The sequence below is a fragment of the Isoptericola sp. NPDC019482 genome (assembly GCF_040632295.1).
GTDB lineage: Bacteria > Actinomycetota > Actinomycetes > Actinomycetales > Cellulomonadaceae > Isoptericola.
This window is the reverse complement of record NZ_JBEYBQ010000007.1, coordinates 33,397-47,993: the sequence shown is the minus strand read 5'-3', so window position 1 is coordinate 47,993 and position 14,597 is coordinate 33,397. Positions and strand designations below refer to the sequence as shown.

11 protein-coding genes are annotated in these 14,597 nt (G+C 72.3%); 10 read left to right on the top strand and 1 reads right to left on the bottom strand.

Translation table 11 applies throughout. The features are described 5' to 3' along the window. Positions 1-26 precede the first annotated feature (26 nt). From ABZ493_RS07315 to topA, 8 genes are all read left to right on the top strand, one after another. Entirely contained in the window at positions 27-1,706 is a 1,680-nt protein-coding gene (locus tag ABZ493_RS07315) for an ABC transporter substrate-binding protein (protein WP_430581514.1), read from the top strand. Next, positions 1,706-2,812, top strand: a complete 1,107-nt coding sequence (locus tag ABZ493_RS07310; RefSeq protein WP_430581513.1) for an ABC transporter ATP-binding protein — start codon at positions 1,706-1,708, stop codon at positions 2,810-2,812. The genes ABZ493_RS07315 and ABZ493_RS07310 overlap by 1 nt, the downstream gene beginning before the upstream one ends. Then, positions 2,809-3,789, top strand: coding sequence for an ABC transporter permease (locus ABZ493_RS07305; RefSeq protein ID WP_430581512.1), 981 nt, complete (start codon positions 2,809-2,811; stop codon positions 3,787-3,789). The genes ABZ493_RS07310 and ABZ493_RS07305 overlap by 4 nt, the downstream gene beginning before the upstream one ends. A 1-nt stretch (position 3,790) precedes the next feature. Further along, a complete protein-coding gene (locus tag ABZ493_RS07300; RefSeq protein WP_430581511.1) occupies positions 3,791-4,849 on the top strand; it encodes an ABC transporter permease in 1,059 nt (352 codons plus the stop codon). Next, entirely contained in the window at positions 4,846-5,883 is a 1,038-nt protein-coding gene (locus tag ABZ493_RS07295) for an ABC transporter ATP-binding protein (protein ID WP_430581510.1), read from the top strand. Before ABZ493_RS07300 ends, ABZ493_RS07295 begins: the two co-directional genes overlap by 4 nt. A gap of 86 nt (positions 5,884-5,969) precedes the next feature. Then, positions 5,970-7,631 (top strand): Ig-like domain repeat protein, encoded by a 1,662-nt coding sequence (locus ABZ493_RS07290; protein ID WP_430581509.1) that lies wholly within the window; start codon positions 5,970-5,972, stop codon positions 7,629-7,631. A gap of 62 nt (positions 7,632-7,693) precedes the next feature. Then, the gene (locus ABZ493_RS07285; protein ID WP_430581508.1) at positions 7,694-8,677 is read left to right on the top strand and encodes a phosphatase PAP2 family protein; all 984 of its coding nucleotides are present in this window, start codon (positions 7,694-7,696) and stop codon (positions 8,675-8,677) included. 133 nt (positions 8,678-8,810) lie between these two features. Then, on the top strand, positions 8,811-11,564 hold the full coding sequence (topA, locus tag ABZ493_RS07280; RefSeq protein ID WP_430581507.1) for a type I DNA topoisomerase: 2,754 nt from the start codon (positions 8,811-8,813) through the stop codon (positions 11,562-11,564). 29 nt (positions 11,565-11,593) lie between these two features. Here the strand turns inward: topA and ABZ493_RS07275 are convergent, their stop codons facing one another. Further along, a complete protein-coding gene (locus ABZ493_RS07275) occupies positions 11,594-11,806 on the bottom strand; it encodes a hypothetical protein (RefSeq protein ID WP_430581506.1) in 213 nt (70 codons plus the stop codon). Between the two features lie 74 nt (positions 11,807-11,880). Here ABZ493_RS07275 and ABZ493_RS07270 point away from each other — a divergent pair, with 74 nt between their 5' ends. Both ABZ493_RS07270 and ABZ493_RS07265 read left to right on the top strand, forming a co-directional pair. Continuing rightward, the gene (locus ABZ493_RS07270) at positions 11,881-12,339 is read left to right on the top strand and encodes a MarR family transcriptional regulator (RefSeq protein WP_430581505.1); all 459 of its coding nucleotides are present in this window, start codon (positions 11,881-11,883) and stop codon (positions 12,337-12,339) included. 51 nt (positions 12,340-12,390) lie between these two features. Then, positions 12,391-14,574, top strand: a complete 2,184-nt coding sequence (locus tag ABZ493_RS07265) for a hypothetical protein (RefSeq protein WP_430581504.1) — start codon at positions 12,391-12,393, stop codon at positions 14,572-14,574. Positions 14,575-14,597: the final 23 nt, after the last annotated feature.

Sequence of the window (14,597 nt, the reverse complement as noted above, 5' to 3'; positions counted from 1 at the left end):
GCGGGGCTCGTGCAAGGAGGCACACCGTGAGAATCAGCAAGCTCAGCACGGCGGTCGCGAGCGCGGCGGTCGTCGCCCTGCTGGCCACGGCCTGCGGCGGCGGCAACGGCGGCGGCGAGCCGTCGGCCGCCGCCGGCGGGGTCGGCACCGAGACCCTGACGGTCGGCATGCCCAACGGCGTGCAGACCGAGAACCAGTCGCCGTTCGCCACCGGCTCGTCCGCGCTCTCGCTCGGCTACGCGTTCGTCATCTACGAGCCGCTCATGATGCGCAACCAGGCCAAGCCGTCCGAGGACCCGGAGCCCTGGCTGGCCGAGAAGATCGAGTGGAACGAGGACTACACGCAGGCCGTCATCACGCCGCGTGCCGGCGTGACCTGGTCGGACGGCGAGGAGTTCACCGCCGACGACGTCGCGTTCTCGATCCAGCTGCGCATCGACCACGAGGGCCTCAACGCGGCCGCGCTGCCGTACGACAAGGTCGAGACCGACGGGACCACCGCGACGGTGTCGTTCACCGCGCCGCAGTACGTCAACCAGTCCAAGCTCTACGACCTGCTGATGGTCCCGGAGCACCTGTGGAAGGACGTCGAGGACCCGACGACGTTCACCAACACCGACCCGGTCGGCACCGGCCCGTACACGCTCGAGTCCTGGACGCCGCAGGCCGCGACCGTCACGGCCCGCGACGACTACTGGGGCGGCCAGCCCAAGGTGCCGGAGATCCGGTACTCGTCGTACAACGACAACAACGCGCTCACCACGGCCCTCACCACGGGCGAGGCGCAGTGGGGCTGGACGTTCATCGCCGACTACGAGAACGTCTACATCGCCCAGGACCCGGAGCACTACCACCAGTACGCGGCCGCCGGTCTCGGCATCGACGCGCTCTTCCTCAACAACGAGAAGAAGCCGTTCGACGACGTCGCCTTCCGCCAGGCGCTCAACATGGTCATCGACCGGCAGGAGCTGGTGGACGTCGCCACCTCCGGCGTCAACCCTCCGCTCACCAACGCCACCGGCCTGCCGCTGCCCGCCGGCGAGCCGTACCTCTCCGACGCGTATGCGGACGCGGACCTCGCCGTCGACGTCGAGGGGGCCAAGGCGCTGCTGACCGACGCCGGCTACACCTGGGAGGGCGAGAAGCTCGTCGACCCCGACGGCGAGAAGGTGACCTTCGAGCTCACCGACCCGGCGGGCTGGAACGACTACCTCACCGCGCTCGACCTCATCAAGAACGCGGCCGCGCAGCTCGGCGTCGACGCCACGGTCAACCCCGTCAACCAGGACGGCTGGTTCGCCGACGTCGTCCCGCCGGGCGACTTCCAGGCCACGCTGCACTGGACCGACGGCGGCGCCACCCCGTGGGACATGTACTCCGACCAGTTCGACGGCGCGCAGTACAAGAAGCTCGGCGAGCCGGCCACGTGGAACTTCGGCCGCTTCCAGGACGACGCCGCCACGAAGGCGTTCGCCGACTACGCCGCCGCGACCGACGACGCCGCGCGCCAGGCCGCGATGGACATCATCCAGCAGGTCTACGTGGAGCAGGTGCCCGCCATCCCGATCTGGTCGCGCCCCGCCACCGCGCAGTACTCCTCGCTGAACTACGTCGGCTGGCCGTCCGAGGACGACCCGTACAACCAGCCGCAGCCCACGGGGGTCCAGGCCGCCCAGATCGTCATGCACCTGGAGCCCGCGTCCTGATGTCCGTCCACACCACCGTCCCCGGGGCGCCCGACGGCGCCCCGGGGGCCTCCCCCCAGACCGACCCCCGGGAGCCCGTGCTCGAGGCCGTCGGGCTCACCAAGCACTACCCGGTCAAGGGCGCCGGCCGAGGCTCCGGGCGCGGCGCCGTCGTGCACGCCGTCGACGGCGTGGACCTCGCGCTCCACGCCGGCCGCGTCGTGGCCCTCGTCGGCGAGTCCGGCTCCGGGAAGTCGACCGTGGCGCGGCTCCTCGCCCAGCTCCAGCCCGCCACCGGGGGCCGCCTCCTGCTCGGCGGCGCCGACGCCCGTGCGCGCGGCCGTCGGGCGTTCCGCCGCTACGTCGGCCGCGTCCAGATGATCTTCCAGGACCCGTTCGCGTCCCTGAACCCCGTGCACCCCGTGCGGTACACGCTCACGCGGGCGCTGCGGATCCACCGCGGCCGCCTGCGCGGGGACGAGCTGGAGCGGGCGCTCACCGAGCTGCTCGAGCGCGTCCACCTCACGCCCGCCGAGCGGTACGTCGACAAGTACCCGCACGAGCTGTCCGGCGGGCAGCGTCAGCGCATCGCCATCGCGCGGGCGCTCGCGGCCGACCCCGAGGTGCTGCTGGCCGACGAGCCCATCTCGATGCTCGACGTGTCCATCCGGCTCGGCATCCTCAACCTGCTCGCCGACCTGCGCGACCGGCTGCACCTGGCGATCCTCTACATCACCCACGACATCGCCTCGGCCCGGTACTTCGCCGACACCACCCTGGTGATGTACGCCGGGCGGGTCGTGGAGTCGGGGGACAGCGAGTCGGTCACCCAGGACCCGAAGCACCCGTACACGCGGCTGCTCCTGGCCTCCGCCCCCGACCCCGAGAACCTGGCCGAGCGTCCCGAGGGCACGCCGCGCGGCGAGCCGCCCAGCCTCGTGCGACCGCCGTCGGGCTGCCGGTTCCACCCGCGCTGCCCCTTCGCCACCGACCTGTGCGCCGCCGAGACGCCGCCCCTGCTCGACGTCGGGCACGGCCCGGCGGGGGAGCCGCGGCGGGCCGCGTGCTGGGGCTACGCCGACCGTGCGGACGCGCCGGTGCTGACCTCGCCGGAGGTGACGCCATGAGGTTCGTGCTGCGCCGCGCGGCGTTCTACCTGTTCACCGCCTGGGCCGCCATCACCATCAACTTCTTCGTGCCGCGGCTGCTGCCCGGCGACCCGGTCACCGCCCTCATGGGGCGCATGCAGGGCCGCATCGACTCGAACGCGGAGGAGTCCCTGCGTGTCCTGTTCGGGCTCGACCAGGACATGTCCCTGTGGGACCAGTACGTGCACTACTGGCAGATGCTGCTGCACGGCGACCTGGGCCTGAGCTTCACCCACTTCCCGACGCCGGTGGCCGACATCGTCACCCAGGCGCTCCCGTGGACGGTGGGGCTCGTCGGGATCGCCACGATCATCGCGTTCCTGCTCGGCACGGCCGTGGGCACCGGCATCGGCTGGCGGCGCGGCACCTGGGCCGACTCGCTCCTGCCGATCACGACGTTCTTCTCCGCCGTGCCGTACTTCTGGCTGGGCCTCATCGCCATCGCGGTCTTCGCCGTCAACCTGGGCTGGTTCCCGTCCAACGGCAGCTACGACCGCGGCATGGTGCCGTCGCTGAGCTGGGAGTTCGTCGGCTCGGTGATCTACTACGGCACCCTGCCGGCGCTGACGATCGTCGTGTCGTCGATCTCCGGCTGGATCCTCGGGATGCGCAACATGATGGTCACCGTCTCGAGCGAGGACTACGTGACCGTGGCGCACGCCAAGGGGCTGCCCGCCAGGGCGGTCGTCGTGGGGTACGCGGCGCGGAACGCGATCCTGCCGCAGGTCTCCAGCTTCGCCCTGGCCCTCGGCTTCGTCGTCGGCGGCACGCTCGTCATGGAGATGGTCTTCAGCTACCAGGGCATCGGCTACACGCTCTTCCAGGCCGTCTCCACCCACGACTACCCGCTGATGCAGGGCTGCTTCCTCGTCATCACGCTGTCCGTGCTGGTCGCCAACCTCGTGGCCGACCTGGCGTACGCGGCGCTCGACCCCCGCACCCGGCAGGAGGGCTGACATGGCCACATCGACCACCGCGATCGAGGTCGCGGCACCCGCGGGGGCGGACGACGTCGGGCAGGGCGTCGCGCGCCCGGGCCGGCGGCCCCGGCTGCTGTTCCTGCGCAACTCCAAGGCGCTCGTCGGCATCGCGATCCTCGTCTTCTTCGGGATCCTGGCCGTCGTCGGGCCGTGGGTCGCGCCCTACGACCCCGACCAGGTGAGCACCGCCCTGCTGCAGCCGCCGTCGGGCGCGCACTGGCTCGGCACCGACCACACCGGGCGCGACATCCTGTCCCAGATCATCGTCGGCACCCGCGGCGTGCTCGTCGTCGGGCTGGTCGCGGGGCTGGGGGCCACCGCTCTCGGCGTCGTCGTCGGCGTCACGGCCGGGTTCGTCGGCGGGCTGGGCGACGAGGGGCTCTCGGCGCTGTCGAACGTGTTCCTCGTCATCCCGCAGCTGCCGCTCATCATCATCATCGCGGCCCAGCTGCCCAGCGCCGGCGGGATCACCGTGGCGCTCGTCATCGGCGTCACCGGGTGGGCGTGGGGGGCGCGCGTGCTGCGCGCCCAGACCCTGTCGCTGCGCAAGCGGGACTTCGTCGAGGCCGCGCGCGCCACCGGCGAGCGGACCTGGCGGATCGTGCTGGCCGAGGTGCTGCCGAACCTCACGGCGATCATCGCCGCGGGCTTCGTCGGCACGGTGACGTTCGCCGTGCTCAGCCAGGTGACGCTCGCGTTCATCGGCATCACGCCGGTGAGCGAGTGGAACTGGGGCACCATCCTGTTCTGGGCGCAGAACAACCTGGCGCTGCAGCGCGGCGCCTGGTGGTGGTTCGTCCCCGCGGGCCTGTGCATCGCGCTGCTGGGCATGGCGCTCACCCTGATCAACTTCGGCATCGACGAGCTGGTCAACCCGCGCCTGCGCAGCACCGGCATGCACGCCCGCACCCTGCGCCGGCGCGGCATCCGCCCGCGCGTCGGCTTCACCCCGGTGGTGAGGCCGACGGGGGCTGGCGCGCGCGACGTCGGGCGCGCCGCACTGCACCAGGAACCGCACACCGAGGAGGACCGATGAGCGAGCCCGTGCTGGAGATCCGCGACCTGCACGTGGACTACGGCTTCGGCGACGACCCGACGCACGTGCTGCGCGGCGTGGATCTCACGCTGCACCGCGGCGAGGTGCTGGGGCTGGCGGGGGAGTCCGGCTGCGGCAAGTCGACCCTCGCGTACGCCGCGACGCGGCTGCTGCCGCCGCCCGGGCTCATCACCGGTGGCGAGGTCTGGCTCACCGACCGCGAGGGCCGGCGCAGCGACGTGCTCGGCCTCACCGACGCGCAGCTGCGGGCCGCCCGGTGGCGCGACGTCGCCATCGTGTTCCAGGGCGCGATGAGCTCGCTCAACCCGGTCTTCCGGATCGGGCGGCAGCTCACCGACGGCATCCGCGCCCACCGGCCCGGGCTGTCGCCGCGCGACCTCGAGGCGCGCGCCGCAGAGCTGCTCGAGATGGTCGGCATCTCCGCGGACCGGCTCCGGGCGTACCCGCACCAGCTCTCCGGCGGCATGCGCCAGCGCGTGATGATCGCGATGGCGCTCGCCCTGGAGCCGCAGGTGCTGCTCATGGACGAGCCGACGACGGCGCTCGACGTCGTCATGCAGCGCCAGATCCTCGAGCAGATCATGGAGCTGCGCGACCGGCTGGGCTTCTCCGTCGTGCTCATCACCCACGACGTGTCCCTGCTGGTCGAGGTCGCCGACCGCATCGCGATCATGTACGCCGGGGAGATCGTCGAGGAGGCCACCGCCTCGGAGGTGTACCGCAAGCCCCGGCACCCGTACTCCGCCGGGCTGCTCGGCTCCTTCCCTCCGCTGCACGGCCCGCGGCGCGAGCTGTCCGGCATCCCGGGCGCCCCGCCCGACCTGCAGCGGCTCGGCGCGGGCTGCCCGTTCGCGCCGCGCTGCCCGCACGCGATGGACGTCTGTCGCGACGTGCGGCCCGTGCTCGGCCCGCCGCGCACGGGCGAGCCCCGGCGGGTGGCGTGCCACCTGCACGACGGCGACCTCGTGGGTGCGGGCACCTCGGGCGCGCTGCCGCCGGAGCTCGCCCGCTGAGGACCTCGTACCCGAGGGGGGTATGAAGTTCTCGGCGGGGGCGCGGAGTGCTCGCCGAGCCCTGGAGCGGTACCTGACCTGTCGCTATGTTGCTCGCAGTCACGACGAAGGGCGGCAGGGTGCGCGCGGACGCGGGTGTGCGGCGGTGGATGGCGGCGGTCGGCGCGATGCTGGCGCTCGCCCTGGTGTCGACGGGGCTGGTGGTGCCGTCCGCGGTGGCCGACGTCGGGGAGGACAGCACGGTCGTCGCGCCCACCGACGAGCGGTGGTGGACGGGCCAGGACATCACCCTCGACGTGAGCGTGACCCGCGACGGCGTGCCGGGGACCGGGTACGTCGCGTGGCTCGAGGACGGACGCGGGGCGTACTTCTGGCGCGTCCCCTTGACGGACGGGCGCGCCACCGTCGTGATCCCGAGCAAGTACCTCTCGCCAGGCCGGCACGTGGTCGAGGTGCGGCACGTCGACGCGTCCGCCGTCGCCGACCCGACGACCAGGCAGTGGCCCGCGCTCTCCTCGGACACGGTCGAGTTCGAGCTCGCCGATCCGGCGCGCCCCGTCCTCGACGGGTCCTCGTGGTACTACGGCGACGAGCACCGGCTGCGGTTCGACGTCACGGGGACGGACGAACCCCGCGACGGCACGGTGTCCGTCGCCCTCGGCGACGGCGTCGAGCGGTCGGCCACGCTGCGCGACGGGGTGGCCGGGTTCGACCTCGACGGCACAGAGCTCGCGGGCCAGAGGTCGGTCACGCTCACGCACACGAGCCCGTCGGGGGAGCGCACGGCGACGTGGAAGCTGTCCGTCCACGCCCAGAGCAGACCGGTGACGCTGACCGCGCCCCTCCCCTCCGCCGTACGCCTCGGCGCGGACGTCGTCGTCCCGGTCCGCGTGACGTCGTCGCAGGGGACACCGCAGGGCCGGGTCTCCGTCGGGCGCGACTCGGGCGACGTCCTGGCGTCGGCTGCAGTGACGGACGGGCGCGCGACGCTCCGGTTCCCCGCGAGCAAGCTCCCGCTCGGCAGCAACCGTCTGGAGGTCCGGTTCGACGGGCAGACGAGGTACGAGCAGAAGACCGGTTCGGGCTACGTCACCGTCCGTCCGCGCGCCACGACGGTCACCGTATCGACCCCGAAGACGTGGACCTACGGGAAGGCGCGCCGTGTGGCGGTGAAGGTCACGTCGCCGGGCGTCACGCCGACGGGCCGGGTCGAGCTGTGGTCGTACGGCCGCAAGCTGCGCTCCGCCACGCTCTCGCGAGGACAGGCGTCGCTGTACCTCCCCGCCACCCGCGTCGAACCGCGGAACGGTAACCGGCAGTCCATGGTGGTCAAGTACGTCGGGCCGTCCACCTTCGAGCGCTCGCAGCGGGCCTGGACCCAGAAGGTCGCCCAGGCGCGGCCGAAGGTGACGTTCCGCATGGACCGCACGTCGTTCCCGAACGACTGGTCGCCGGACCGTTCCGTCGGCGCGACGGTCACCGTCAAGACCGCCGGGCTCCCGGAGCGCGGCACGCTGTGCATCTGGTCGCGCGACCCGCACGTCGACCGCCGGTGGAGCGAGTGCTGGACCAACTGGTCGTGGAAGGTGAACGACGGCAAGCGGCGCATCCGCGTGCCCGGGCACGTCATCGGGATCGCGAACGTCGCGTCGGGGAAGACGTACCTCAAGCTGCTGTACATGCCCAAGGACCGCAACGTCGGCCAGGTCTTCTCCAACACGATCACCCTGCGGCACCACGCCCCGTAACGCGAGGAGGCCCCCACCTCGCGCATACGTTTCCGACACACCGCAATGGGTAGCGTGGACCCGTGCTCACCGAGACGCGCCCCCTCCCGCCGCCGACCCCCTCGCAGGGGACGGCGGGCGTCGGCGCGCCGATCCTGCCGGTCGGCGCGTGGCGGGGCGAGCGGCCGACGCCGCAGGCGCGGACCGCGCCGCGCGTCGCCGCCGCGGTGGTCGCCGTGCTCGCCGTGCTCGGGGTGTGGCTCACCTGGCGGTTCTTCGTGGGGACGGCCGCGGGCCAGCGGGTCGACGAGCTCGCGTTCGCCGGCGCCACCTACGGGCAGGGCCGGCTGTGGCAGGTCGCCGAGCCGGTGCTCGACGTCGTGTCCGTGGCCTTCGTCGTCGCGGGGGTCGGGGTGGCGATGCTGGTCGCCCTGGTCCGGCGGCGGTGGGTGCTGGCGCTGCAGGTCGCGGTGCTCGTGGGCGGCGCGAACGTCACCACCCAGGTGCTCAAGCACGGCATCCTCGACCGGCCGGAGCTGCTGCCCGGGTGGACCGGCCCCAACACGCTGCCCAGCGGGCACACCACGGTGGCCGCGTCGGTGTCGGTCGCGCTGCTCCTCGTGACGCCGCGGGCCTGGCGGCCGGTCGTCGCGATCCTCGGCGCCGCGTACACGGCGGCCACCGGCGTCTCGACGCTCGTGGGCCAGTGGCACCGCCCGTCGGACGTCGTCGCGGCCCTGCTCGTCGTCCTGGCCTGGGGCGCGGCCGTCTGCGCCCTCACGCCGGCGTCGTCGACGGACGAGCTGCGGCGGCCGGGCGGCTCCTACGCGGCACCCGGGTCGTACGTCGTCGCGGGGCTCCTGCTGCTCGCGTCGCTGGCCGGCGTCCTGATCTCCGGCGGCACCCTCGTGGGCCTGGTCACGAACGGCGACCCGGTGCCGCTGGCGCCGGACATCACCGCGTACGCGGCGGGCGCCGTGGGCGTGCTCGCCGTGACCGCGGCGGCGTTCGCCACCCTCCTCGTGCTGCGTCAGCTCACCGCGCAGCCCCGCCTCACGTCTCGGTAGAGTGCCGCCCGGCGGCCGTGTCGGGGAAGTGACGAGCGGATGTCGTACCGTGACATGACCGGTCGGCCGGCACCATCTCCGCCGCACCAGCACGCCGCCCGCACCGCCGTAGCACCAGGGAAAGCAGGAACGGATGCCCCAGCCACGCAAGCTCGTGATCGTCGAGTCGCCGACCAAGGCCCGCAAGATCCAGGGCTACCTCGGTGACGACTTCGAGGTCGAGGCGAGCGTCGGGCACATCCGTGACCTGCCCCAGCCGCGCGACCTGCCGACGGACATGAAGAAGGGCCCGTACGGCAAGTTCGCCGTCGACGTCGACAACGGGTTCGACCCCTACTACGAGGTGCACGCGGACAAGAAGCAGAAGGTCCGCGAGCTGAAGAAGGCCCTCAAGGAGGCCGACGAGCTCTACCTCGCCACCGACGAGGACCGCGAGGGCGAGGCCATCGCCTGGCACCTCATCCAGGAGCTCAAGCCCAAGGTGCCGGTCAAGCGGATGGTGTTCCACGAGATCACCCGCGAGGCGATCATGCGGGCGCTGGAGAACACCCGCGAGCTCGACGAGGACCTCGTCGACGCGCAGGAGACGCGCCGCATCCTCGACCGGCTCTACGGCTACGAGGTCTCGCCCGTGCTGTGGCGCAAGGTCCGACAGGGCCTGTCGGCGGGGCGCGTGCAGTCCGTCGCGACGCGGCTCGTCGTGGAGCGGGAGCGGGAGCGCATGGCGTTCGTCTCCGCCGACTACTGGGACGTCACCGGGCAGTTCGCGCCCACCGAGGGCGACGACGCGGGCCAGGCGTTCCGCGCCCGTCTCTCGGGCCTCGGCGCCGACCGCGTGGCGTCCGGTCGCGACTTCGACGACCGCGGCCGCCTCAAGGTGCGTACCGGTGTGGTCCAGCTGGACGAGGCGTCGGCGCGCGCCGTCGTCGCGGGGCTCGCCGACGCGGCGTTCTCGGTGCGCTCGCTCGAGACCAAGCCGTACTCGCGCAAGCCGGCCGCGCCGTTCACCACCTCGACCATGCAGCAGGAGGCCGGCCGCAAGCTGCGCATGAGCGCGCGCCAGGCCATGCGCACCGCGCAGGCGCTGTACGAGAACGGCTACATCACCTACATGCGGACCGACTCGCCGTCGCTGTCCGCGGAGGCGACCGACGCCGCCCGGCGGCAGGCGGCCGAGCTGTACGGCCCCGAGTACGTGCCGGGCGCCCCGCGCCTGTACGCCTCCAAGAGCAAGGGGGCCCAGGAGGCGCACGAGGCGATCCGTCCCGCGGGCGACTCGTTCCGCACCCCCGCCCAGGTGGCGCGCGAGATCTCGGGCGACCAGTTCAAGCTGTACGAGCTGATCTGGAAGCGCACCGTGGCCTCGCAGATGGCCGACGCCAAGGGGTCGACGGCGTCCGTGCGGCTGGCGGCCACGCTGTCCGACGCCGCGGGCGAGCTCGCCGGGCGCGACGCCGTCTTCTCGGCGTCCGGCACCGTCATCACGTTCCGCGGCTTCCTCGCCGCGTACGAGGAGGGCACGGACGTCGCCGAGGGCGACGGCGCCGCCGCGTCGGGCAAGGACGCGCGCCTGCCGCGCATGGCCGAGGGCGACCCGCTGCGCGGCGACGACCTCGCCGCCGAGGGACACTCGACCTCCCCGCCCGCCCGCTACACCGAGGCGTCGCTGGTCAAGGCCCTGGAGGAGCTCGGCATCGGCCGCCCCTCCACCTACGCGGCGACCATCTCGACGGTCCAGGACCGCGGCTACGTGCGCACCAAGGGCCAGGCGCTGGTGCCCACCTGGCTCGCGTTCGCCGTCGTGAAGCTGCTCGAGGAGCACTTCCGCTGGCTGGTGGACTACGACTTCACCGCCGAGATGGAGGCCGACCTCGACCAGATCGCGTCGGGCAGCCGGGACCGCGTGGCGTGGCTGACGCGGTTCTACTTCGGTGACGGCTCGGGCGAGACCACCGGCTGGGGCCTGCACGAGCTGGTCGAGAACCTCGGCGAGATCGACCCCGTGGCGATCAACTCGGTCGAGATCGGCGAGGGCATCCGCGTGCGCGTGGGTCGCTACGGCCCGTACGTCGAGGACCTGGGCGCCGAGGTGGCGGAGGGGGAGAACCCGCCGCGCGCCTCCATCCCGGATGACGTCGCCCCCGACGAGCTCACCGTGGCGAAGGCGCGCGAGCTGCTGGCCGCGGGCGCCGAGGACGGGAAGGTGCTCGGCACTGACCCGGTGTCCGGGAACGAGATCGTCGCGAAGAACGGCCGCTACGGCCCCTACGTGACCGAGGTGCTCGACCTGCCGGAGATCGACCCGAGCCTGTCGGCGGCGGCGCAGAAGAAGGCGAAGGCCGCGCAGCCCAAGCCGCGCACCGGGTCGCTGCTGAAGTCGATGACGCTCGAGACGGTGACGATCGACGACGCCCTGAAGATCCTGTCGCTGCCGCGCGTGGTGGGCACCGACCCGGAGTCGGGCGACGAGATCACCGCGCAGAACGGCCGCTACGGCCCGTACCTCAAGAAGGGCACGGACTCGCGGACCATCGCGTCGGAGGAGCAGCTCTTCACGATCACGCTGGACGAGGCGCTGAAGATCTACGCCGAGCCCAAGCGCGGCCGGGGCGCCCGCGCGGCGACCCCGCCGCTGCGGGAGCTGGGCGACGACCCGACGAGCGGCAAGCCGATCGTGGTCAAGGACGGCCGCTTCGGCGCGTACGTCACCGACGGCGAGACCAACCGGACGCTGCCGCGCGACCTCACGCCGGAGAGCATCACGCCCGAGCGGGCGATCGAGCTGCTGGCGGAGAAGCGCGCCGCCGGCCCGGCCAAGAAGCGCACGACGACGCGCAAGCCCGCCGCGAAGAAGCCTGCCGCCAAGAAGACGACCACCAAGAAGTAGCGGCCCCGCTCACAACACCGAGGGCGGGGTCAGTCCTGGCGCTCGACGAGGTACACGTGGCCGTCGGGGCGCGTGACGCGCTGCAGCGAGCTGCGCAGCGCGGCGTCGCGGGCGAGGTCCTCCGCGCTGGGCGGGATCGGCGGCGTGCGGCGGATGGACGCGGGCCCGAAGAACCGCAGCAGGCTCTCCGTGACCTTCATGCCCCAGGTCCGGTCGTCGTCCTCGCGTGCGCGTCGTGCCATGACACTCCGTCCGAAAAAACTTGGTGGGCCAACCATTGGTGCGCCAACTATATGCCGACTCGTAGGGTGGGCGCATGGACCTGCCCGCCGACCCCCTGCGTCTCGAGGCACAGGTGTGCTTCTCGCTCTCGGCGGCCGCCCGGGCGATGGTGTCGATCTACCGCCCGATCCTCGAGCCGCTCGGGCTCACGCACCCGCAGTACCTCGTGATGCTCGGGCTGTGGCAGGACGACCGGGCGGGGGCGACGACGACGGTCACCGGGCTCAGCGCCCGGCTCCTGCTCGACCCCGGCACCCTCTCGCCGCTGCTCAAGCGGCTGGAGCGCCAGGGGCTGCTGCAGCGGCGCCGCGGCGCCGGCGACGCGCGCGTCGTCGAGCTGCACCTCACCGCGACCGGGCGCGCGCTGCGGGACCGGGCGGAGGAGGTACCCGCGCAGGTGGTCGCGGCGAGCGGGCTGAGCCTGGCCGAGCTGGAGCAGGTGCGGGACGTCGCCAACCGGGTGGTGGCGGCGTCGCAGGGCGCCCTCGCCTGAGCGTCGAGGTCCCGGGCAACCATGTCCCGTTCCGGTGCCGACGGTGGTTTCATGAGCGATGACCCGCACAAGGACGTGCGGAACCTGCCCAGAGGGGAACCACCCATGCTCCGTGCACGACGCAGAGCCACCATCCTCCTGAGCGGCGCGGGTGCGCTGCTCCTGACCGCCGCCGCGTCGCTACCCGCGGTCGCGGCGGCCGACCCGGAGAACCTTCCGGGCGACGAGATCATCACCCTCCCGATCAACGACAGCGCCGCCGGCGGCACCTACGACCAGGACTTCGACCGCGCGTACTCGGGGACGACGCCGGACGGCACCCCCGTGTACGTCTACGTGCCCGCCGGGACGCCGCTGGACGGCAGCGCCCCGACCGATGTGAACAGCCTCGACCCGTCGTTCGACCACGCGCCGGACGACGAGTTCGAGCCGTGCACCGATCTCACCGCCGAGGACTTCACCCTCACGCAGGCGCAGATCGACTTCCTCGGCGACGAGCTGTCGAACCAGATCGTCGCCGTCGACGAGGAGCACTACGGCGAGATGGACGCGGCCGACCCGGCCCAGCCCGCGACGGACTCGCTGGTCATGGTCGTCTACAACGTCCAGGACGAGCTGTACTACGACTGCGAGCAGACGTCGTACACGGCCGGCTACTTCGCCCCGGACTTCATCGACTCGGTGGGCATGAACGCCATCGTGATCGACGCGTTCGACTGGCAGAACCGGCTCGGCGGCGCCGACGCGCCGTGGAACGACGAGGACCCGGACAACGACCAGCCGGAGCTGTACGAGGGCGTCGTGGCACACGAGCTGGAGCACCTGCTGCACAACTACTCCGACCCGGGCGAGCTGTCCTGGGTGGACGAGGGCCTCGCGGACTTCGCGGTCTTCCTCAACGGGTACGACGTCGGCGGCTCGCACCTCACCTACCACCAGGTGTTCTACGCCGAGACGTCGCTGACCCGCTGGGCCGGCGGTCTGGAGAACTACGGCGCCGCGTACACGTTCTTCCAGTACCTGTGGGAGCGCGCGGGCGGCAACGGCGACGGCACGTACACGCCCGACCTCACGTACGACGGGGCCGGCGGTGACCTGCTGATCCAGCAGATCTTCGCGAACCAGGCCGACGGCATGGACGGCGTGCAGGCGGCCCTCGACGAGTTCAACGCGGCCACGGGCGCCGACCTGCCGGACGTCGCGACGCTCTACCAGGACTGGGCCGTGGCCGTGTACCTCGACGACGAGGACAGCGACCTGTTCGACATCAAGGCCGTCGACTTCGGGGACCCGGCCTTCACGGACTGGACGATCGACATCGCGGACGACCAGTACTGGGAGGGTCGTGGCTCCAACCAGGGCGCCCAGCCGGACGCCAAGTGGGACCGGCGCGCGAACGGGCAGTCGCCCGTCGCCCTGCCGTACGGCATCCAGGTGGAGCGGTTCCGCAACCCGGGCCCGCGCGTCACGGTGGGGCTGGACGGCGAGGACACCTCCGAGGTGGCGCCGCACACCGGCGACACCCACTGGTACGGCGGTTACGAGAGCCAGTCGGACAACGTGCTCGACGTCGAGACGGACGGCGCCGTGGCGAGCCTCGACTTCTGGACCTGGCACTTCATCGAGGAGGGCTGGGACTACGGCTTCGTCGAGGCGCAGGTGGGCGGCGAGTGGGTCACCGTGCCGCTCGTCGACGACGCCGGCGCGACCGTCACCACGGACGACGACCCGCACGGCAACAACACGGAGGGCAACGGCCTGACGGGGACGTCGGGCGGCGCCTACTTCGTGGACGAGCCGGAGTACGTGCACCTCACGGCGCAGCTGCCGGCGGGGGCCACGGACGTGCGGTTCCGGTACTCCACCGACGCGGCCTACCTCGACACCGGCTGGTTCGTGGACGACGTCGTCGTGGACGGCGCCGCCGCCGCGGTCTCGTCGGAGGCCGGGCAGTGGGTCGAGACCACGGGCGTCCAGGACAACAACTGGACGCTCCAGGTGGTCGCGACGTGCGACCTCACGCCCGGCGTGACGAACGCGTTCGAGATCACGGACGGGGCGGGCAACTTCGTCTACCGGCTCACGGGCGACCAGATCTCCCAGGCCGGCTTCGTGACGAAGTGCGCCAACGGCAACCAGCGCGACTTCGCCACGCTGGTGTCCAACCTGCCGACCGGTGACCTGACGTTCCTCGACGCTGGGTACGACCTGTCGGTGACGCACACCAAGAAGTAGGCGCGGGCACCCGCGCGACGGCG

Coding starts and splice junctions, on each gene's coding strand:
- ABZ493_RS07310 (WP_430581513.1), top strand. CDS start 1,706: ATGTCCGTCCACACCACCGTCCCCGGGGCGCCCGACGGCGCCCCGGGG.
- ABZ493_RS07305 (WP_430581512.1), top strand. CDS start 2,809: ATGAGGTTCGTGCTGCGCCGCGCGGCGTTCTACCTGTTCACCGCCTGG.
- ABZ493_RS07300 (WP_430581511.1), top strand. CDS start 3,791: ATGGCCACATCGACCACCGCGATCGAGGTCGCGGCACCCGCGGGGGCG.
- ABZ493_RS07295 (WP_430581510.1), top strand. CDS start 4,846: ATGAGCGAGCCCGTGCTGGAGATCCGCGACCTGCACGTGGACTACGGC.
- ABZ493_RS07290 (WP_430581509.1), top strand. CDS start 5,970: ATGTTGCTCGCAGTCACGACGAAGGGCGGCAGGGTGCGCGCGGACGCG.
- topA (WP_430581507.1), top strand. CDS start 8,811: ATGCCCCAGCCACGCAAGCTCGTGATCGTCGAGTCGCCGACCAAGGCC.
- ABZ493_RS07275 (WP_430581506.1), bottom strand. CDS start 11,806: ATGGCACGACGCGCACGCGAGGACGACGACCGGACCTGGGGCATGAAG.
- ABZ493_RS07270 (WP_430581505.1), top strand. CDS start 11,881: ATGGACCTGCCCGCCGACCCCCTGCGTCTCGAGGCACAGGTGTGCTTC.
- ABZ493_RS07265 (WP_430581504.1), top strand. CDS start 12,391: ATGAGCGATGACCCGCACAAGGACGTGCGGAACCTGCCCAGAGGGGAA.